The sequence below is a fragment of the Bacteroides sp. 3_1_13 genome (genome assembly GCF_001185845.1).
GTDB classification, from domain to species: domain Bacteria; phylum Bacteroidota; class Bacteroidia; order Bacteroidales; family Bacteroidaceae; genus Bacteroides; species Bacteroides xylanisolvens.
In genome coordinates this window covers 1898324-1919820 of the sequence record NZ_KQ236956.1, presented here as the reverse complement: position 1 = coordinate 1919820, position 21497 = coordinate 1898324, and the positions used below count along the sequence as shown (strand labels likewise).

Genomic DNA, 21497 nt, shown 5'->3' with positions numbered 1-21497 from the left:
AAATACGAAGGGACTATTTTTTTGTATAAAGGAATGTGCTCTTTTGGAGATTTTTATGTATGTTTGTCACATGTTTAATATGAAAGGAAACGGTTGTAAGTGAAGAACACGATTAAATATCTGATTCTTTTAATCATATACTTGGTTTGTGGTGTAAATCTGCAAGCCCAGAATTATACATTTCGTAATGTAGTCATGTCCGATGGACTGTCCGGGCTATTGGTGAACGCCATTTATAAAGACTCGGAAGGTTTTGTCTGGCTAGGAACAGATAATTGTCTCGATCGTTTTGATGGTGTGAAAGTTCGACATTATGAATTTCGAGGCGTGGATTCCGGAAGGAAGAAACGGGTGAACTGCATCACGGAAACAGCCGACAATCAGCTTTGGGTGGGAAACGGTATCGGACTTTGGCGTCTGAATCGTGCAAACGGCCAGCTGGAGAGAATTGTTCCCGAAAAGATAGATTTTGCTGTAAATACCTTACTTCCGGATGGAGATATTCTCTATATCGGTACGGAGAAAGGGCTGTTCATCCAAAAGGATGGGCAATTGCTCCAAGTATTGACCGACCGGAATATGCTGGCTGCCTGTAATCGAATTATGGATCTCTGTCTGAATGAAGATAAAAGTGCGTTATGGCTGGCTACAGTGCAAGGTTTGTTCTCTTATTCATTGAAAGATGGTAAGATTGATTCCTGGCATTTTCAGGAGAATGTTCCCGAGGCCGATTACTTCCGCTGCCTGACTCGTATTGGAGAAACCCTTTATCTAGGTACAATGAGCCAGGGAGTAGTTCGTTTCGATATAAACAAAAAGAGCTTTTCGCATACAGTGGCTTTAGGCTGTGATGTCATTTCCGACATATCCAGTGATGGAAAGGAGACTGTATATATAGCAACAGATGGCAATGGCGTTCATTTCCTTTCACATAAAGCCCAACAAGTGACACGTCGTTTTTGTCACGATGTGAGTGATAAAGAAGGTATTCGCAGTAATTCCATTTATTCACTATTGGTGGATGACAGAGGTGCTGTTTGGGTGGGGCACTTCCAGGCAGGTTTGGACTACTCACTTTATCAGAATGGTCTTTTCCAAACTTATGCTTATCCTCCTCTGTTTAACTCTGCCAATCTTTCCATTCGTTCTTTTGTCAACAGAGGACACGAAAAAGTCATCGGTTCACGTGACGGCTTGTATTATATAAATGAAGCTACCGGAGTCGTAAAGAGTTTTGTGAAACCTGTTTTGACTTCGGATTTGATATTGACTATCTGTTTTTATGAAGGCGAATATTATATTGGTACGTATGGCGGAGGCATGATGGTGTTGAATCCGGAGACGTTATCTCTAAAATATTTTGCCCAGGGAGGAGATGGAGATACAGAGCTGTTTCAGAAAGGACATATCTTTTGTGTGCGACCGGATGAAAAAGGAAATCTCTGGATAGGCACTTCACAGGGATTGTTCTGTTATAATAGACAGGCAAAGCAGATCAAACACTTTACCAGCGCCAATTCCCAATTGCCGGAAGGTAACGTTTATGAAGTTAGTTTTGACTCTACCGGCAAAGGATGGATTGCCACGGAAACCGGTATGTGTATATATGATCCTGCTTCTCAAAGTTTACGATCGAATGTGTTCCCTGAAGGATTTGTGCATAGGGATAAGGTGCGCACCATTTACGAAGATACCGGACACGACCTTTATTTTATTCGTGAAAAGGGAAGTCTGTTTACCTCTACTTTAACGATGGATCGTTTTCGGAACCGTTCCGTCTTTTCTACGCTTCCGGACAATTCGCTGATGTCGATCGTGGAAGATAACCAAGGTTGGTTGTGGGTGGCTTGCAATGATGGATTGTTACGCATAAAGGAAGAAGGAGAAGAGTACGATGCCTTCACTTTCAATGATGGAGTACCGGGACCCACCTTTACGAATGGGGCTGCTTATAAAGATGAAAAAGGAATATTATGGTTCGGCAACACCAAAGGTTTGATTTATGTCGATCCGAAGCGGGTGGATGAAGTGCGTGGTAAAGTTCGCCCGATTGTGTTTACGGATATATTGGCTAATGGCATTTCTTTTACCAACCCGTCTTTAAAATATAATCAGAATAATCTGACTTTCTGCTTTACGGATTTTGCTTATGGTCTGCCTTCTGCCTTACTGTACGAATATCAGTTGGAAGGAGTGGATAAAGACTGGAAACTATTGGCTGCGCAGAATGAGGTTTCCTATTATGGATTATCTTCCGGAACTTATACGTTCCGTGTGCGCCTTCCGGGAAATGAACAGTCGGAAGCTGTTTATCAAGTGGCGGTGCGTCCTATGATACCTTGGTGGGGATGGGCACTTTCTGTTTTATTAGTTGTAGGCATTATTGCTTTTATACGATATTATGTGTGGAATCGTATGCGCCGCCTGCTTACTTCTCCTGCATCGTCCATCTCCGCGTCCATAGAGAAGATACAGCAGAAAGACCGAACGATAGAACAAGCGGAAGTGATATCTGAAGAGTCTTCTATCGCTGCAACCGAAGAAAAGTATAAAACCAACAGGCTGACTGAAGAAGAATGTAAAGAGCTCCATAAGAAACTGGTTGCTTATGTGGAGAAAGAAAAGCCATATATTAATCCTGATTTGAAAATGGGCGACCTGGCTTCTGCTCTGGATACTTCTTCGCATTCATTATCGTATCTTTTGAATCAATATCTCAATCAGTCTTATTATGATTTTATAAACGAATACCGCGTCACTCAATTCAAGAAAATGGTGGTGGATAGTCAATATTCCCGCTATACATTAACTGCACTGGCAGAACTTTGCGGCTTCAGTTCTCGTGCTTCTTTCTTCCGCTCATTCAAAAAGAGTACGGGAGTCACTCCGAATGAATATATTCGTAGTATAGGTGGAACAGCCAAAGAAGAGTAACTTTTCGACTTATTATCACTGAAATCTATTTTATACTCATATCCCTTTCACCCTTCACACCGCCCTATTCATCGGGGTTAGAGGGTGAAGGACCTCCCTTCACCAAGTGGATTTTCCTTTTACTAGTCTTTTTCTCGTAATCTATTAATAGATAAGTTCTTCTTCTCCCTATATAAACTTCTTTTGGTCCTATTGCAAAGTTGTTTTTTATAGGGAGTAATCTATAAACGCAAGCTTTGTTTTTATAAATGAAACTTTCGTTTATAAAAACAAAGCTTGCAATTATATAATTGAAGCTTTCATTTATAGTTTGCCCTTAATCAAACATAACTTTGCAATAAGTGCAAAGCAAGTTTATCTTTAATGAAACGGAACTTATCTATTAATGTTCGTACTTCATTAATAGCTTTGATGTGACAATGAAACGATCAAATAATAAAATTGAAGAGGGGAAGAGGATGGGAGCAAACGAGCATAAGTGGAGCAAAGATACGTTGATTTGAGTCTCATTTTATAAAGTGATACTCTCTTTTTGTAAACGTAATATATTGATAATTAGTATTGTATGTTTAAATGAGTCTACCTAGATTCATTGAGATTGATCTGCTTTATTTTCTGGCTGTTATATCCAAAATCACCTCTATATTTGCATCGTGATCAAAACCGAAAAAGATAGTATTATGGAGACAACAGCTAACACTTCCGACAACATTATCACCCGTTCTTATGAAGAATATTATCAGGTGATTCTTACCTATATTACTTATCGTATCACTCATCGCTACGAAGCGGAGGATCTAACCCAGGATGTATTTGTACGTCTGCTGGACTACAAGCAAATGCTCCGTCCGGACACAGTGAAATATTTCTTGTTCACCATTGCCCGCAATATTGTGATCGACTATATCCGTCGTTATTATAAGAAACAGGAGATAGACAGCTACATCTATGATACTATGTCCACTTCTACCAATGAAACCGAAGAAAAAATTATCGGTGATGATTTAATGACAATGGAACGGACCCGCTTGGCTGCTATGCCCGAACAACGTCGGTTAATTTATACATTGAACCGCTTCGAAAATAAAACGTCTCCGGAAATCGCAAATGAACTGAATTTAAGTTGCAGGACGGTGGAAAACCATCTGTTTCTGGGACGTCGTGAAATGCGCGAGTTTTTCCGGAATTGTATATAATCTTATTCATTAATAAATAACCCTTTGTGCTTATGGAAAAGGAGTCAGAATTTACAAAGAGGTACTTGTATGCCTCACCTTATTTTAGAGAACAAAAATTTAATACTATTTTTAAACCTCAAATTTAATTTTATGAAACGAAGAGGATTAATATTTAATTCGCGACCTAACAAAACAGCGGTGTTTGCGTTAGGATTAATGCTGGGACTTTGTCCTGTTTCAAAGGCGTGGGCCGATACAAACATGAAAGATAGTCAAGTAGTGGCACAGGCTCAAAAGAAAGTGAAAGGTCAAGTCGTTGATGCAACAGGCGAACCATTGATTGGTGTGAATATTACTGTAATAGGAGGAACAGAAGGAACTATTACGGATATTGACGGAAATTATACGATTGGTGTACCTGCTGGAGCTAAGTTGAAATTCAGCTATATTGGTTATAAGGATCAAATTATAGATGTGGCTGCACAAACTGTGATAAATGTAAAATTGCAGGAAGATAGCGAAGTATTGGACGAAGTTGTGGTAGTGGGATACGGTTCACAAAAGAAGGAGACATTGACTGGTGCTGTAACAGTGGTATCTGATAAAATGTTGAAGAATAAAGGAACGATGTCAAGTCCGTTACAGGCAATGCAAGGTCAGGTTCCGGGTGTTACGATCACTCGCAATTCGGCAGCTCCGGGAGATGAGAGCTGGGGCTTGAAATTGCGTGGTTCTGTTTCTGCAAATAATGCGGAGCCATTGATCGTTATTGACGGAGTTGCTTATGATGGTGTAAATGCACTGCGTAATATCAACCCTTCTGATATTCAGTCTATCAATTTTCTGAAAGATGCATCGGCTGCTATTTATGGTTCCCGGGCTGCAGGTGGTGTGGTATTGGTAACCACTAAGCAGGCAAAGGAAGGAAAAGCGAGAATAGAATATAGCGGTTCATACACTTACAAGATGGTGGGATTGCAGCCGAAGCTGATGACTATGAACGAGTGGGCAAATGCAGTGTTACAGACTTGTCAGAACGATGGTCAGCCGGATTCTTACTCATGGGTGAAATATGCGAAAATGGCATTGGCTAATGAAGGTAAATACATTGATTTGGATCACAGTGCAAATCCTTTTGCTCCCAGCTATTCAGATGTAATGGATTTCGTGTTCATGGATACCAACTGGCAAGACGTGTTGTTCGGCAATTCTTATTCTACGCAACATGACTTAGCTGTTTCCGGAGGTACAGAAAAGAATTTATATCGCTTGTCCGTAGGGTATATGTATGATGACAGTAACTTGAAGTGGGGAAATAATAACAATCAGCGTTTCAATCTTCGTTTGACTAATAAACTGAAAGTCTTTGATAACTTTTCTATTGAATCTGTGATAGCCTATAACCGTCAGGATCAGGTGGCTCCTTCACAACTGAATAGAACATTGACTTCCAGTTATCCGCAACCGGGACTTCCGGCTTCTACGATTGATGGAAAACCTTATTCGTGGGGAACTTGGTTGTCACCGATTTGGTTTGCCGAACTGGGTGGAGATAATAAACTGAAAGTATCTGAAATTAATATCAGTGAGAAATTCACTTACAATATTAATAAACATCTGGATGTAGTAGCAAATCTCGGTTATAACTCCGGAGTAGCTTCACGTGATATAAAGAAGATGGCTATTACTTCTTATAATTATGCGGGAACCAAGATAAACACTAAGGCTGACGGTTACAAACAGGAAGAGTCGTCTTACGAGAAAACAAGTTCGCGTACAGACTTCTATTCTATGGCAGGTTATGTTGATTATCATAATACATTTGCGCAGCATCATAATGTAAGTGCAATGGTTGGTGCTCAATATGAATTGAAAGAATACGATTATTTTGGTGTATCGGTGAAAGATATACAGAACTCGTTGGAAACTGTAAATGGGGCAGGTTTGGTAAATCTGACAGATAAACATGGTACAAAGTGGCATGAGGCTGTGATGTCCTACTATTCTCGTTTAAACTATAATTATAAGTCAAAATACTTATTGGAAGTAAATATGCGTTATGATGGTTCTTCCAAGTTTAAACCGGAAAATCGCTGGGACTTCTTTTATGGAATATCCGGTGGATGGCGTATTACGGAAGAGGCGTTTATGAAGAACATCAAATGGTTGAACGATTTGAAAATCCGTCTTTCTTATGGTGAAGTTGGTAACCAGAGTGGTATTGATCGATATGATGGTACACAATTCTATAAATTTGAATCTCAAAGCGGAGCTTATATCGGTCCTAACAAAGGCACTATCATAGATACGAATGGTAAAATCGCTTCTCTGGGACGTGAATGGGAACGCATTAAGAACTATAATTTAGGATTGGATTTTTCCTTGTTCAATTCCCGTCTGACAGGTACTGCCGAAGTATACATGAAACGTAATGATAATATGTTGATTAATGTTTCTTATCCGGGAGTTCTGGGTGATAACGCAGGTATGTCAAACAATGGAAAATTCAGATCACATGGATGGGAAGTCATGGTAAACTGGTCTGATAAGATTGGAAAAGACTTCACTTATCATGTAGGAGGTACTTATTCTTTTAATACGAATAAACTGACGGATATTGGTGCAGTTTCAGTTCTGAAATCCGGTTTTGTTGATAAACAGCAAGGTTATCCGTTGAATAGTATTTTTGGTTTGCGTTATGCCGGCAAAGCACAGACAGAAGAAGAACGTCAAAAATATCTATATCGCTTCCTGACTGGTAATACTATCGGATTGACAGAACAAAACTTCCGTTTGGGAGATAATATGTATGCTGACGTAAATAATGACGGCAAACTGGATCAGAATGATATTGTTTATTTAGGTACAGATGATCCGAAAATCTCTTTCTCTTTTAATGTAGGAGCAGAATGGAAGGGATTTGATTTATCATTGGTTTTCCAGGGTGCTGCTCAACGTACAATCTTCCGTACGGGAGATAATAACGGTAATGAGATTTGGCGTATACCGATGAAAGCATTATATCTGAACACTTCGAATCAATCGGTAGGTAACACGTGGAGTCCGGAGAACCGGGGTGCTTATTATCCGACATATAGTAATAAGAATGAAATCAATGACTACAACTATCAGGCTTCTTCCTGGTCAGTGGAAGATGGTTCTTACATTCGTCTGAAAAATGTGACATTGGGATACAATGTACCTTCTGCCTTTTTAGCTAAAACGAAAGCAATTAGTTCTTGTCGTGTATATGTAGCAGGTGCTGATCTTTGGGAATATTCTAAAATTAACGACGGATGGGATCCGGAGGCTAGCCGTAAGGTATCAGCAGCAGGACGTTTCCCCTTTGTCCGTACAGTGACTTTCGGATTAAATCTAACTTTTTAATGTATGAAGAATATGAAACTATATAAGAAAGCTTTTTTAATTTTATCGCTTGGTCTGACACTGAATTCGTGTCTGGATCTTGATCCGCAGGACCAACTGGCAGATGGCAACTTATGGGGGGCAGCAGATGATTTTAAATATTTTGCAACTAATTTCTATGGTTGGACCCGTGATTTCAAGTCTGTTATTTCTGATGGTGCACATTCTGACTGGCGTTCGGACTTGATGACTTCCAGTTCTGTAAATATGTACAGCAATGGTAGTAATCCGATTCCTACTTCAGACGGTAACTATACCAGCAATTATGCCCATATCCGCCGTTGCAATTTGTTGCTGCAAAAAGCGGCGTCTTTTTCCGGTAACGGTGATATTAGTCGCTATGTAGCAGAAGCGAAGTTCTTCCGTGCTTATTCTTATTTTGATTTGGTGCAATTGTTTGGCAATGTGATTATCACTAAAGAACCGTTGGATATTACTTCACCCGAGTTACGCATGAGCCGCAATGACCGTAGCGAAGTGATTGACTTCGTGATTCAGGATTTGAAGGATGCGGCTGAAGTATTGCCGGAAACAATTACGACAGACGATGAAGGGCGTATTTCAAAATGGGGAGCTTATGCATTCCTTTCACGTGTCGCTTTATATGAAGGCACATGGCAACAAAACCGCAATAATGAAGAACGTGGCAAAGCATTGTTGAGTATTGCAGCGGATGCGGCGAAAAAAGTTATCGACAGTAAGCAATTCGAGCTATTCAAACCAGCAGCATTGGGAGAGATGGCTTATAAATACCTGTTCATTTTAGAGAATGTACAGTCTAATCCTGCGAATCTGACTAAGAGTGCCAATAAAGAATATATATTCTATCGTCGTCATGATGAAACGATTGCTCCGATCGGGACTAATATCACACATGGTTGTGTAGCGAACGTGCAATATATTAATCGTAAATTTGTGAATATGTATCTTTGTAGCAATGGGCTACCTATTGACCATGCCAAGAGTGCTGATGTCTTTAAAGGTTATGGAGGTCTGACTACGGAATTTGAAAATCGTGATAATCGCATGAAGAACTGTCTTCTGGCTCATGGCACTAAATATTGGGATAACGACAAACCGCGTATTGACTGGAAAGGTATGGATGGGGAAGATGCGACCAATGCCATTACATGTAATGTATTCCAAGGTTCCGGTTATCAAAACCAAAAATGGGGTACGGAACGTAAGGTGGCTGATACATTTGAAGGTTACGACTTTCCGATTATTCGTTATGCAGAAGTTTTATTGAATTATGCAGAAGCTATGTATGAGTTGGGAACCACCGGCAAAGCTTTGGATGATGCTTTGAATATCTCGTTGAATTTGGTTCGTCTCCGTGTAAACCCGGATATGCCTAAACTGACTACGTCTTTTGCTTCAGAAAACAGTTTGAATATGCGAGAGGAAATCCGTCGTGAACGTACCATCGAATTGTACAATGAAGGTTTCCGAGTTGATGATTTGAAGCGTTGGAATACTGCTATTGTAGAGATGCCTAAACCTATTCTAGGAGTGAAATGGACAGGAACTGATTTTGCGACTTCATGGGCTGGCGCTTCTAATATGGCAAAAGACTCCGATGGCTGTTTGATCTTGGAAAATAGTCGGCGCTGGGGTGGTAAAAATGACCTGTATCCGCTTCCGGTAGATCAGTGTCAGTTGAATCCGAACTTAGGACAGAATCCGGGATGGCAATAATCAAGTCTGAATAACTTAAAGAATAAGAATCATGAAAAGAGATTATATAAAATATTTTGTTGGACTGGCGGCTTGTTCGTTTTTAGGTCTGACTTCATGTGATGATGATAAGGATTTAGGAGGAAAGATGGACGAAATGATTACAGTATCCACCATTACTCTTAACGAAACTCAATATGATGCAGGGAATAAAACAATTTGTCTGCTGAAGAACAAAGAACTGCAACTCTCTTGGAGTATTGCACCTGAAAATGCAACCAATGCTAATGTGCAATGGACTTCGTCGGATGAATCTATTGTTGCTGTTACACGGGAAGGTAAGGTCGTGACTAAGGATAAAGCAGGAAAAGCTATTATTACATTAACGCCGGAAATCGGTTTCGGTCCGGAGGCTACGATCGTCACTAGAACAGTTGAAGTTATGGACGAATATACCTATATGTCAGCCATCAATATAACTAATGTTCCGGCAGAAGAGATTGCGGCAGGCGATGAATATCAATTAACTGTTTCTTCAGAACCGGCAACTACTACGTTCAAGCGTTATAAATGGACAAGTAGTAACCCGGAAGTAGCTACGGTGGATGAAAAGACAGGTTTGGTGACCGGAATCAGCAAAGGGGATGCGATTATTATAGTGACGGCTGATGATTTCAGTTCGAATCCGGTGTCTGCAAGTTGCGAGATAGGGGTTAAGATAGTAACTCCAATTACCGGAATGACGTTTACTGAAGATGCGGAACTTAATCAATTGGGATATGGACAGGAATATCAGGTTAAGTACACATTGGAACCGGTAGATGCTACTGCTTCGCTGCTGACTTGGACGAGTGATAATCCGGAGGTGATTAGTGTGGATAAGACTGGTAAATTGAAAGTACATACTACTAAGGCCGCTTCTGCTGTGATAACAGCTTCTTATGGCCCTGTTGTACAAAATGTAACTGTCACAGTTGCCGATGGACGTTTCTGGTATTCATTAGGTAATGGTTTGGGTAACGGACTGGATAATAATTGGTATTTGGATGGCAACAATGCGTCTGTCGTTTCATCTGACGGAAATAAGACCACTGTTCAGATGGGTGGACCTGATAGTAAGGTTAAGTATCGTGGTGATTTATGGCTTGCGAGAAGCGGTAAGGGAAAAGTTGTTAATATAACTCCTGCTGAATATAGATATCTTGCTGTTAAAATTGGATTTAAGTCTCAATTACATGTTGGAAATAATAGTCAGGGCTGTATCAAACTTGAAGTTTTTGATGATGGCATTAAGAAAATTGGTCCTGAATATTGGGGTACGGCTGGAGATGCAAATAACAGGTATGCCATTTTGGGTACAAGTGAAATATCAATTACAAAACCTAATGTGTTGTATTATGATTTGCAGGCAAGATATAAAACAGTGACTCCTACAGATTGGAATCAGGTCTTTGATTTGTCGCAATGTAAGTTTGTAATTGCTGATTTCCCGGAAACAGCTCAGACTTATGATCTTTACTGGATTCGTTCTTTCAAATCCATAGAGGAACTTCAAGCTTTTGTAGATAGTGAAAACAATACTAACGAATAACTACCATGAATAAGATGAAATTATATACAATAATAGGAGCAGGGCTTTTTGCCCTGACTTCTACCACGCTTTTAGCATGTAGCGAAATAGAAGACGGCTCTAATGATATGAGTAGTTGGCCGGAAGTGAAGGATTATGTTACGACTTTGGAACATCCTTGTATGCTTCATACAGAAACGGATTTTGAGTTTGTAAAAGGAAAAGTGCAAGCCGGTGCGCAACCTTGGAAAAATGCGTTCGATCATTTAAGTCGTGGTGGGAATAGCTTGTCACAATCAAATTATAAGGCTTCTCCGGTGAAATTATTGGCGCGTCTCGATCAAAATAATTGGGCAGGCAAATATCCCAATGACTGGAATAACTACACGAAGTTGATGAAGGACGCTGCCGCAGCCTATCAATTGGCCCTTCGATGGAAATTGTCGGAGACTGACGGTGCACAGTATGCAGATGCTGCTGTTGCTATTTTGAATGACTGGGCTAAAACATGTACAGGATTTATCGTGAATGATAAAGGTGAATTTATAGATCCGAACGAGTTCTTGATTTTTATTCAGGTACATCAAATAGCAAATGCAGCGGAGATTATGCGTTCTTATTCAGGATGGCAGGAAGCTGATTTCATTAAGTTTAAAGCATGGATTGCAGATGTCTTTTATCCTCATATCACAAAATTCCTGTCTACGCACAATGGAAATGAATGTGCGCTTCATTATTGGCTCAATTGGGATTTATCTGCGATGACAGCTTTACTTTCTATCGGTATTTTGGCGGATGATAACTTTAAAATCAATGAAGCTATCCAATATTTCAAATTTGGTATTGGTTCGGGAAATATAGGAAATGGCGTTCCTTTCATACATTTAGATCCGGATAGTAATGAAATGCTGGGACAATGTCAGGAATCAGGTCGTGACCAGGGACATGCTACCTTGTGTGTCAGTCTGCTGGGTGCTTTCTGTCAGATGGCAAAGAATGTAGGTGAAGACCTTTTCATCTTTGATGACGGACGTGCATTGGCTATGTGTGAGTATGTGGCTAAATACAATATCGGTGGTGCTGAAACCGGTAGTTCAAGTGCCAGTTGGAAGATGACCGGTTTCAGGTATACAGATAATGATCTGCCTTATACTACTTATACAAATTGTAGTGGAAGCTGGGATACCATTTCTGCACAGGAAAGAAGAGAGGGAAAGGATTCACGTGGTGAAGTGCGTCCTGCGTGGGAGCTGGTGAATCGTTTGGCGCAGGATTATGGTAAATCAAGCATCTATGCTAAGATGTGGGTTGATAAAATGCGTGAAAATGCATCACGCGGAAATTCCGATGGTGGGGCAGGTGATTATGGACCTAATAGCGGCGGTTATGACCAATTAGGTTTCGGAACCCTGATGTTTGCAAAAGAGTAAAGAAAAAGCTGTTGGTAATATAGCATGATTGTTTTACAATAATCTTAGATAAATAGAAAAAAGTTGGAAAGGGATTAGGTATTTACCTAATCCCTTTCGTATATATAAGTAAATAGGTCAGTAAATAGATTGTTTTGAAATCAGAGATAGGATTCAGTTTTAAAAGTGTTTGGTTTTTATATAAGGTAGAAAGAACCTGTTTTTAGGAATAACGAATCTAGTTTTGAATGAAATTGATTAGTAAGGTATATGCGTAAAAAGATTCTGTTTTTAGCAGGAATGATGGCTTGCAGTTCATTGGCAGGCGCACAAGAAATTTCTAAGACCTGGGTGGCTGATAAGGGGAATGGAACTTATCAGAACCCGGTTCTTCATGCTGACTATTCAGACCCGGATATCTGTGCGGCCGGAGATGATTTCTATATGACAGCATCCAGCTTTAATTGTATTCCCGGAATTCCTATTCTTCATTCCAATGATTTGGTTAATTGGTCGTTAGTAAACTATGCGTTACCGGTTCAGGAGCCGGAACCTTTCTTCGATAAGGCACAGCATGGCAAAGGCGTATGGGCACCGGCCATTCGTTTTCATAACGGAGAATTTTATATTTACTGGGGGGATCCGGATTATGGAATCTATATGATTAAAACCAAAGACCCGAAAGGAAAATGGAGCAAACCTGTATTGGTAAAAGCAGGGAAAGGAATGATTGATGCAACTCCTTTGTGGGACGAAGACGGGAAAGTATATCTGATACATGCTTATGCCGGAAGCCGTAGTGGGGTGAACAGTATCCTCGTCATTTGCGAACTGAATGCGGAAGGAACAGAAGTTATTTCCGATCCGGTGATGGTGTTCGACGGAAATGATGGAAAGAATCATACCGTAGAAGGACCGAAGCTCTATAAACGCAACGGATACTATTATATTTTTGCTCCGGCAGGAGGGGTAGCAACCGGTTGGCAATTGGTACTTCGCTCAAAGAACATCTATGGCCCTTACGAATCGAAAATCGTGATGGCACAAGGAAAGACAACGATAAACGGACCTCATCAGGGTGGTTGGGTAGACACCAACACAGGAGAATCCTGGTTCGTCCATTTTCAAGATAAAGGTGCTTACGGACGTGTGATTCATCTGAATCCGATGATGTGGGTAAATGACTGGCCTGTAATTGGAGTGGACAAGGATAAAGACGGTTGCGGTGAACCTGTAACGACTTATAAGAAACCGAATGTGGGAAAGACCTATCCGATCGCTACTCCGCCGGAGAGTGACGAATTCAATACCCGGCATTTGGGATTACAATGGCAATGGCATGCCAATAAAAAAGACACCTACGGGTTTACTACCGATTTGGGATTTATCCGTCTTTATGCAGGCAGCCTTTCGAAAGAGTTTGTGAACTTCTGGGAAGTTCCTAATCTGTTGATGCAAAAGTTCCCGGCTGAAGAGTTTACAGCTACGACCAAGCTGACATTTACTGCCAAGCAGGATGGAGAACAAGCCGGAATTATTGTGATGGGATGGGATTATAGTTATCTTTCTATTCGCAAAGCGGGGGATCAGTTTATTCTGCAACAGGCAGTTTGTAAGGACGCGGAACAGCAAAATCCCGAACAGATAAAAGAATTGGCAAACATTCCGGTAAAATATCTAAAGATGCCGGGAGTAGCAGATAATGAATGGCAAACAGTTTACTTGCAAGTAAAGGTTCGGAAAGGAGCCGTTTGTACATTTGCTTATAGTCTGGACGGGAAGAAATATACGACAGTAGGAGAGTCTTTCACAGCCCGTCAGGGCAAATGGATTGGAGCCAAAGTCGGACTATTCTGTGTGACTCCGAATGAAGGCAATCGGGGATGGGCAGATGTCGATTGGTTTCGGATGAATAAGTAATTGACCAATCAATAATTGACAAAGAGAAATAAAGATTAAGAATTAACTCGAAGATATCAGATTAAGATGAAAAAGATTGTAGTAGGTTTGGCTGTGATGTTAGGTTTCTGTACGTGTGTTCATCAGCCGTCCGGTACATTGGATGTGAATAAGGCATTGGACTATTGTGCAGAGCAGACACAACGTACGCTTGCGGAACTGAAAACAGACTCCGGCATCGACTATACAATGATGCCACGTAATATCATGACTGACGAACATCATTGGAATTGTCGGAAAGCGACGAAGGAAGAATGGTGTGCCGGTTTCTGGCCCGGAGTATTGTGGTATGATTACGAATATACGAAAGATAAACAGATTCAGAAAGAAGCGGAGAAGTTCACGAACTCACTAGAATTCCTTTCCAAGACTCCGGCTTTCGACCATGATTTGGGCTTCCTCGTGTTCTGTAGCTACGGAAATGGTTACCGCCTGACCAAGAATCCGGCTTACAAACAAGTGATTCTTGATACAGCCGATACGTTGGCTACTCTGTTCAATCCTATCGTAGGAACCATCCTTTCATGGCCTCGTGAAGTGGAACCCCGCAACTGGCCGCACAATACCATCATGGATAACATGATTAACCTCGAAATGCTTTTCTGGGCAGCGAAGAATGGTGGAAATCCTTATTTATATGATATTGCCGTTTCTCATGCCGATAAAACGATGAAATGCCAGTTCCGTCCCGACTATACATCTTACCATGTAGCGGTATACGACACCATTACAGGTAATCTGATAAAAGGAGTAACGCACCAAGGTTATGCCGACAGTACCATGTGGGCGCGTGGTCAGGCATGGGCAATCTATGGATACACGGTAGTTTATCGTGAAACGAAAGATCCTAAGTATCTTGATTTCGCGCAGAAAGTGACAGATGTCTATCTCGAACGTTTGCCGGAAGACAAGGTTCCTTATTGGGATTTCAGTGCACCGGGAATACCGGATGCTCCGCGTGACGCTTCTGCTGCGGCAGTGGTGGCCTCTGCTTTGCTTGAATTATCCACTTACCTCCCGAATGGAACAGGAAAACGTTATAAAGATGCTGCTATTGAAATGCTGGCAAGCCTGAACTCTGACAGTTATCGGAGTGGCAAGAGCAAACCGTCCTTCCTGCTTCATAGCGTAGGACATTGGCCGGCTCATTCCGAGATAGATGCTTCTATTATTTATGCAGATTATTATTATATCGAAGCCTTGTTGAGGCTGAAACGTCTGCAAGAAGGAAAGAATGTAATTAAATAAAGAAGATTTATATCGAATAAAACACTATCTTTATCACAGTTATTTAACAATAAATCTATGTTGTATGAAACAGTGCATTAAAACAAATGGGGTTTTATTCTTTTTTTGTTTGATATCATTAATCATTACTGCACAGGAGCAATCAGTGCAGTCTAATATCAAATGCTTGAATTATCCTAGTTCGTTTGAGTTATTGCTTCGGCATTTTAAAGGAAAAATTGTATATATTGATGTAATGGCATCTTGGTGTAAACCCTGTCTGGCAGAACTCAAAGAATATGAAAAAACAGATGATTTTTTCAAAAAGAATGATATTGTAAGACTTTTTATTTCAATAGATGAACCCAAGGATTGGAATGCCTGTTTGAAAAGATTGGATGAAAGATTATTAAATGGGTATTTTGTCACCTATCATCGACCAGAGAATAGTGTTGAGAATAATAAATTTTCTGTTGAAGTGGAGAAGTTGTTTGTCACTTATGATGAGAAAGGTAATTTCGCCGGGCTTTCAGTTCCTCAGTTTATTATTGTTAATAGGGAGGGAACTATTGTAGAATATAAGGCACAAAGACCAAGCAATCCGGAGGAATTGAAGAATCAGTTGAAACAATACTTGGAATAATATGAGGAAAGACTCTCAAAAAGGAAAAGCTCTGCAAGAACGAAGGTTCTATACAGAGCTTTTTTTACTGGTTAGGGTTAGGCTTATTTATTATTTTACCTTGATGATGTCATAATTCAGATCGCTGACAGCTTCTTGCAAGCTATCGTTCACCAAACGAAGAGTGGTGTCGTTAACAACCACGAAATACATCGGAGCTTCACCATCCTTCGGAGTTAACTTAACAGCAGTAACAGGTTTTTTGTTCACAACCTTGTGTACTGTTTGTTGTTTTCCTTTTGAAGTGAAAGTCTTGTTTTGTCCTTGACCTTCAGCATCGAGGTAAGTCATATCCAGTGTATACGCAGTATCCACACCGTCAGTTGCAGCGTTCAGGGTCAGTACATAGTCAATACCCGGACCGTCGGCAGCAGGAAGAGTACCTTCATAAACTTCAGTCAATTCGGTAATCGGAGTCATCGCAAGAGCTAGACTGTCTGCTTGTGCCTCTGCGGCTTTGTTTGCTTTTGATTGGCATGATGCCAAAGCAGCTACGACTGCTGCTAACATAATTACTTTTTTCATCGTTAAGTGCTTTAAGTTAATATAAATATAGTGAGCTATTGCTCGTTTTTTGCTATCCTATTCCTGTTCATCGTCCCGTTTGATGACAAGCAGTTTGTCTACTCGTCCGCGGTCCATGTCCACCACTTCGAATTGCAGATTCTTGTAGGTGAAGATGTCTCCAGCTTTCGGGATGCGACCAATCAGGAACATGGCCAATCCACCCAGAGTGGTGAAGTCTTCCGATTCCAGATCTTCGTAGGATAGGATACCCATTTCCTCCATGAAGTCGTCGATATTCATTGAAGCTTCCACCAGCATTGAACCATCCTGCCTAGTGACGATTTCTTCTTCTTCCATTTCATCCTCTTCAAGGATGTCTCCGAAGATACTTTCGGTCAGGTCGTGCAGTGTGATAATGCCTTCTGTGCTGCCATACTCGTTAACAACAACTCCGAACTTGTTTTTGTTCTTCTTAAATAGCTCTAAAACTTTATTTGCATACAAACTTTCCGGAATAAAGAGGGGAGGACGGGCAATTTCGCGTAGGTTAAACACCTTTTTGTTGCCTACCATCAGGATAATATCCTTTACGGAAACCACACCGATAATCTCATCTTTCCGTTCATCTACCAATAGATATTTACTGTAATGTTCTTCTTCGATAATCTTCATCACTTTTTCCTGTGTATCATCGGGATGAAGGATAATAAGATCTCTGCGATGTGTCATCAGTTCGTTGGCGCGTTTATCAGAGAAACGGAATACGTCGCGTATCATTTCCGTTTCCTCTTTGTCAATCACACCCTGCTCCGAACTTTGATGCAGGATCATTTTGATTTCCTCCTGTGTCATGGGGCGTTCTTCGCTTTTCAGACCGATAAGTTTGTTCAGTAACCGGGTAGAGACGCTTAGCAACCACACAAAAGGATAAGAAACCTTCGTCAGCAAAATCATGACCGGGCTGAACAAAGTGGCGTACCGCTCCGGATTACTAAGAGCAATGGATTTAGGAACCAGCTCTCCGATAATCAGAGAAAGATAGGTGATGATTGCTACGGTAGTAATCATTGCCAGGTTGCGTGCGTATGCTTCTGCGCCCGGAATGAGAGAAAAGAAAGGTACGAGGTCGTCGGCAATAGCCACACCACCATACGCACCGGATACGATACCGATCAGCGTGATACCAATCTGAATGGTAGACAAGAACTTTTCCGGTTCTTCCAATTGTTTTAAAACTCCTCGGGCTGATTTGTTACCTTTTGCGACAAGTGTTTCAAGACGTGCTTTGCTGGATGATACCAACGCAATTTCATACATGGCAAAAATGCCATTCAGTACAAGTAAGAAAACGATAATAAGAAATTCCATAAATGGATTAAAATGGTTATTGCTTCGAAATTATATAAAAAAAGAATACTCTCTTTATATATTAATGATAATTAGGTAAAATTGTTTGCTTCGCTATGTCGGTATTTTACAAAACGGAGGAGAATATGGGATATATTAAAGCATTTGAATATAGGTTGTATTGATAAATATTCAGGCACGGAATTATACAAAATTCCGTGCCTGGTAGTAGTCATACGAAAGTCTTGTTTATTACTTCTTAGCGTAGCTGTCTGCTTTGGCTTTTGTACGTTCAATGCGCTTTTGAGTGTCCGGATGTGAAGAGAACATTCTTTGTGCATAGGATGCTTTAGGAGCATCTTTTGCAAGTTCTGCCAATTTACTCAAGGCATTTGCCATTGCATAAGGGTCGATGCCGTTTTTTACGCAGAATTCAACACCATAATCATCGGCTTCATTTTCTTGCTTTTGTGAGAATTGTGCACCGGCAAGAGCTTCTGCCATGGCTCCCAGTTCGGAGTCTGTCAGTTTGGCTACTTTGTCGTTGGCTGCACCTGCTGCGTTCTTCACAGCTGAACGTAGGTAGGCATTTTTCATAGCGTCTTTGGAATCTGTGTGAACCACATGACCGATTTCATGACCTACCACTGCCATTACTTCTTCATCCGTCATAACATCCATCAGACCGGCGCAGATACGTACACTACCGTCACCGCAGGCAAAGGCGTTTACGTCTATTACTTCATATACGCCAAAGTTAAGTTTCAGTCCGTCCACTTCTTTGATATGTCCCGTCAGTTTCTCCAGACGTTTGCCGTATTCGGTATCAGGTTTTGTCAATGGATTATGAGTGTCCATCCATGCCATATATTCCTTACTCATATTAGCAATGTCCGCATCAGATAATGTAACGGCTGATACTACATCTTTACCTGCTTGTAAAGCTTTTCCTAAATTAATCTTCTTGCCGAATTGTGCAGAAGCTGTCATTCCCATGCCTAATAATACGAAGGCAATCATAGCGATTTCTCTTTTCATACTCTTTTTCTAGTTTAATGTTCTATGCATAAATTAATACTCAAATGTTATTCCTAATGTGGGGAGCAAAGTCCCGCTCGATTGTTGGAGGCGTTTCATTTTATAGTGTTGGCTGTCGGCAGGAGCTTCCGGATTCTCGATGATGCCGGTGCTCATCAGCACATCCTGCTGTTTCAGTTTGCTGGCCGTGATATTCTGCAAATCAAGATAGAATCCCAGCATGCAATGTTTCAGATAAAATGTCTTGTCGATGCGGAGGTCTACCTGTGCAAAGGCCGGAAGACGTTCCTTATTATATTTTGAATAGTCGTAATATGCTTTGCCTTGTGCATCCCAGGCGGATACCAAAGATGACTTTTCTTCATCGTATGGGGTATAAGGAGCACCACCGATGCAACTGACTTTCATGCCGACACTCCATTGGTGGGGCAGATTGTAAGTTCCCCGTAAATTGAAAATATATCGGTTGTCCCATGCGGATGCGATGTATTCGCTCTCTTTGTCGTTGCGGTATTCACTTTTAAAGATGGTGAAGGAGGAAGCCAGATTCAGTTTCTTGGCGATCAGCCACTTTACCAGAATCTCCGCGCCATACGAACGTCCTTGAGCGGTAGAAGTCAGCAATTCATTGCCAATCACTCCATAGTCATTTCCTTTGCAGGTAAGAGGAATATCGTCTACAACGGAGAGCGGAATTTTGTCATAGTCTTTATAGAATCCTTCGACGGAGACTTCGAACGTATCTCCTTTGCGCCAACTAATGCCCAGACTTTCCTGGCTGACTTTCATATAGCGCAGATTGTATTTGTTGACATACATTCCGTTATTATCTTTAAAACCGAGTGCCGTGTAAGGAGGCAACTGATAATAAAGTCCTGCATTTCCGCTTACGAACCAGTGCTCGGCAAGTTGGTAGGAAAGCGATATGCGGGGAGAAAGCTGATCGGAGAGTGACTTCATGGCCGACGAATAATTGTTGGCATCAGCTCTCAATCCCAAGGAAGCTGTGAAACGTTCGTCCATCGAAGAGTAGCTGATAGTGCCGAAAAGTCCCCAACGCATCATTCCCAAATAGGTGTGGTAATCAAACGTTTGTGCCTGATTGGTATATGCCTTTTGAAAGGTGGTGTTGGTATATTGACTATAATCCAGATTCACTCCGAGATTGACTTTCCAGTTGCGGAAAGAAGAATTGTTTTCGAAGCGGAACTTCGTTTCCTGTTCGGTAGAACGGAGGCGGAGCATCAAATTCTCCGGAATGCTTTCATCATTCTGCCGGTATTTGGTATTGCGGTTGTTCAGATAACTGTGACTGACTACCACCGATTGCACATGCGGCCCTGCATAGTGACGATATACAGCACCTAAGGTAAACGTTTCCTGCTTGATTTTTGGCAGGTAACTAAGGATATATTCATTGTCCTCGCTATCTGCTTTCGTGTTCAATCGCATATTGTCGATTCCTCCAAGCCCCAATACCGTCAATTCGTTCTGTTCGTTGAACCGGGTTTTCAACTTGAATTGCGCATCGGTGAAAGTCGGCAGGAAAGGCAGGTCGAGCATATCAAACAGGAATTGCAGATAAGATTGACGCACGGATACCAGATACGAGGTCTTTTTTCCAATATGCCCATTGGAGGCCAGAGAGACTTCGGATGCTCCAAGGGTAGCTTTTAGTGAGTTATGCTCCATGTCTCCGTCGCGCAATTTGAAATCAAGCACGGAGCTAAGCGCGTTTCCTCTGTCAGTGGGAAAAGCACCTGTATAGAAATTTACTTCACGTATCAGGTCGGCATTAAGGATTCCCACCGGACCGCCGGATGCTCCTTGCGTGCTGAAGTGATTGATATTGGGTATTTCCACTCCGTCCAGATAGAAACGGTTTTCAGAAGGAGAACCACCGCGTACAATCAGGTCATTGCGGTAGCCGATAGGAGAGAAGGCAACTCCCGGATAAGACTGAACAATACGCGAAATGTCCCGGTTGGCTCCCGGACTCTTTTCTATTTCCTGCAATCCGATGATGCGCAGGCTGACCGGACTTTCCAAGTCGCGCCGGAAAGGAGAAGCGGTGACGGTTACTCCTGCGAGTTCGGTCAGGTTCTCTTCCATTTCTATCGAAATGTTCAGATCTTTGGTAGATAAGATATATTCGGGAGTAGTGACACTCTTGTAGCCGATGGCTGTCGCTTGTAGGCGGTAGATGCCGGGAGGCACTTGTTCGATGGTGAAATGACCTTCCGCATTGGTGACACCACCTTTGTTCAGCCCAAGAATCATTACGTTAATGAATTCTAATGGCTGACGGCTGTTTTTCTCAATCACCGTTCCCTTTATTTGATGTACAGGTTGTGCCTGTAACAGGGAAAACAGGATGTTGGAAAATAGTAGCAGTGTCAATAGTTTTTTCATGTGATTGCCAATTGTCGCTGCGAAAGTACGAAAAAAGTATTAAATAATGATATCTTCCGTGAATAAAAATAGAATCACTTCTGATTTGGTTCGTTTTACCTGCTGATAAAGTTAGTCGGGTTTTGTTTCAC

At 41.3% G+C, this 21497-nt stretch carries 13 protein-coding genes; 9 read left to right on the top strand and 4 right to left on the bottom strand.

Annotated elements, in window-relative coordinates:
• The first annotated feature begins 99 nt into the window (after window positions 1-99).
• The 9 genes from HMPREF9009_RS20240 to HMPREF9009_RS20200 all read left to right on the top strand — a co-directional run bounded on the left by HMPREF9009_RS20240 (window position 100) and on the right by HMPREF9009_RS20200 (window position 16023).
• Entirely contained in the window at window positions 100-2934 is a 2835-nt protein-coding gene (locus HMPREF9009_RS20240; RefSeq protein WP_049703122.1) for a ligand-binding sensor domain-containing protein, read from the top strand.
• 680 nt (window positions 2935-3614) lie between these two features.
• Entirely contained in the window at window positions 3615-4130 is a 516-nt protein-coding gene (locus HMPREF9009_RS20235) for an RNA polymerase sigma-70 factor (RefSeq protein ID WP_008021654.1), read from the top strand.
• A 69-nt stretch (window positions 4131-4199) separates the two neighbouring features.
• Window positions 4200-7499, top strand: a complete 3300-nt coding sequence (locus HMPREF9009_RS20230; protein ID WP_053095322.1) for a SusC/RagA family TonB-linked outer membrane protein — start codon at window positions 4200-4202, stop codon at window positions 7497-7499.
• A gap of 3 nt (window positions 7500-7502) precedes the next feature.
• Window positions 7503-9236: a RagB/SusD family nutrient uptake outer membrane protein gene (locus tag HMPREF9009_RS20225; protein WP_032811730.1), complete on the top strand. Its 1734-nt coding sequence runs from the start codon at window positions 7503-7505 to the stop codon at window positions 9234-9236.
• Window positions 9237-9267: 31 nt separating this feature from the next.
• Window positions 9268-10806, top strand: coding sequence for an Ig-like domain-containing protein (locus HMPREF9009_RS20220; protein ID WP_008021663.1), 1539 nt, complete (start codon window positions 9268-9270; stop codon window positions 10804-10806).
• A gap of 5 nt (window positions 10807-10811) precedes the next feature.
• Window positions 10812-12215, top strand: a complete 1404-nt coding sequence (locus HMPREF9009_RS20215) for an alginate lyase family protein (RefSeq protein WP_004316018.1) — start codon at window positions 10812-10814, stop codon at window positions 12213-12215.
• Window positions 12216-12464: 249 nt separating this feature from the next.
• Entirely contained in the window at window positions 12465-14114 is a 1650-nt protein-coding gene (locus tag HMPREF9009_RS20210) for a glycoside hydrolase family 43 protein (RefSeq protein WP_049703121.1), read from the top strand.
• 66 nt (window positions 14115-14180) lie between these two features.
• Window positions 14181-15401 (top strand): glycoside hydrolase family 88 protein, encoded by a 1221-nt coding sequence (locus tag HMPREF9009_RS20205; protein WP_008021668.1) that lies wholly within the window; start codon window positions 14181-14183, stop codon window positions 15399-15401.
• A 64-nt stretch (window positions 15402-15465) separates the two neighbouring features.
• Window positions 15466-16023 carry a TlpA family protein disulfide reductase gene (locus tag HMPREF9009_RS20200; protein ID WP_004296965.1) on the top strand — a complete coding sequence of 186 codons (558 nt, stop codon included), beginning with the start codon at window positions 15466-15468 and terminating at the stop codon, window positions 16021-16023.
• Window positions 16024-16113: 90 nt separating this feature from the next.
• Here HMPREF9009_RS20200 and HMPREF9009_RS20195 read toward each other — a convergent pair whose 3' ends face one another.
• The 4 genes from HMPREF9009_RS20195 to HMPREF9009_RS20180 all read right to left on the bottom strand — a co-directional run bounded on the left by HMPREF9009_RS20195 (window position 16114) and on the right by HMPREF9009_RS20180 (window position 21366).
• Entirely contained in the window at window positions 16114-16587 is a 474-nt protein-coding gene (locus HMPREF9009_RS20195) for a copper resistance protein NlpE N-terminal domain-containing protein (protein ID WP_008021672.1), read from the bottom strand.
• Window positions 16588-16644: 57 nt separating this feature from the next.
• Window positions 16645-17937 (bottom strand): hemolysin family protein, encoded by a 1293-nt coding sequence (locus HMPREF9009_RS20190; RefSeq protein ID WP_049703120.1) that lies wholly within the window; start codon window positions 17935-17937, stop codon window positions 16645-16647.
• 231 nt (window positions 17938-18168) lie between these two features.
• The gene (locus HMPREF9009_RS20185; RefSeq protein ID WP_004296962.1) at window positions 18169-18954 is read right to left on the bottom strand and encodes a M48 family metallopeptidase; all 786 of its coding nucleotides are present in this window, start codon (window positions 18952-18954) and stop codon (window positions 18169-18171) included.
• A 33-nt stretch (window positions 18955-18987) separates the two neighbouring features.
• The gene (locus tag HMPREF9009_RS20180; protein ID WP_049703119.1) at window positions 18988-21366 is read right to left on the bottom strand and encodes a TonB-dependent receptor; all 2379 of its coding nucleotides are present in this window, start codon (window positions 21364-21366) and stop codon (window positions 18988-18990) included.
• Between the last annotated feature and the right edge of the window lie 131 nt (window positions 21367-21497).

What these genes read in the sequence shown, in the direction of transcription:
- HMPREF9009_RS20205 (WP_008021668.1), top strand. Translation starts at nt 14,181, where the DNA reads ATGAAAAAGATTGTAGTAGGTTTGGCTGTGATGTTAGGTTTCTGTACG.
- HMPREF9009_RS20215 (WP_004316018.1), top strand. Translation starts at nt 10,812, where the DNA reads ATGAATAAGATGAAATTATATACAATAATAGGAGCAGGGCTTTTTGCC.
- HMPREF9009_RS20195 (WP_008021672.1), bottom strand. Translation starts at nt 16,587, where the DNA reads ATGAAAAAAGTAATTATGTTAGCAGCAGTCGTAGCTGCTTTGGCATCA.
- HMPREF9009_RS20220 (WP_008021663.1), top strand. Translation starts at nt 9,268, where the DNA reads ATGAAAAGAGATTATATAAAATATTTTGTTGGACTGGCGGCTTGTTCG.
- HMPREF9009_RS20185 (WP_004296962.1), bottom strand. Translation starts at nt 18,954, where the DNA reads ATGAAAAGAGAAATCGCTATGATTGCCTTCGTATTATTAGGCATGGGA.
- HMPREF9009_RS20225 (WP_032811730.1), top strand. Translation starts at nt 7,503, where the DNA reads ATGAAGAATATGAAACTATATAAGAAAGCTTTTTTAATTTTATCGCTT.
- HMPREF9009_RS20210 (WP_049703121.1), top strand. Translation starts at nt 12,465, where the DNA reads ATGCGTAAAAAGATTCTGTTTTTAGCAGGAATGATGGCTTGCAGTTCA.
- HMPREF9009_RS20180 (WP_049703119.1), bottom strand. Translation starts at nt 21,366, where the DNA reads ATGAAAAAACTATTGACACTGCTACTATTTTCCAACATCCTGTTTTCC.
- HMPREF9009_RS20230 (WP_053095322.1), top strand. Translation starts at nt 4,200, where the DNA reads ATGCCTCACCTTATTTTAGAGAACAAAAATTTAATACTATTTTTAAAC.
- HMPREF9009_RS20200 (WP_004296965.1), top strand. Translation starts at nt 15,466, where the DNA reads ATGAAACAGTGCATTAAAACAAATGGGGTTTTATTCTTTTTTTGTTTG.
- HMPREF9009_RS20190 (WP_049703120.1), bottom strand. Translation starts at nt 17,937, where the DNA reads ATGGAATTTCTTATTATCGTTTTCTTACTTGTACTGAATGGCATTTTT.
- HMPREF9009_RS20235 (WP_008021654.1), top strand. Translation starts at nt 3,615, where the DNA reads ATGGAGACAACAGCTAACACTTCCGACAACATTATCACCCGTTCTTAT.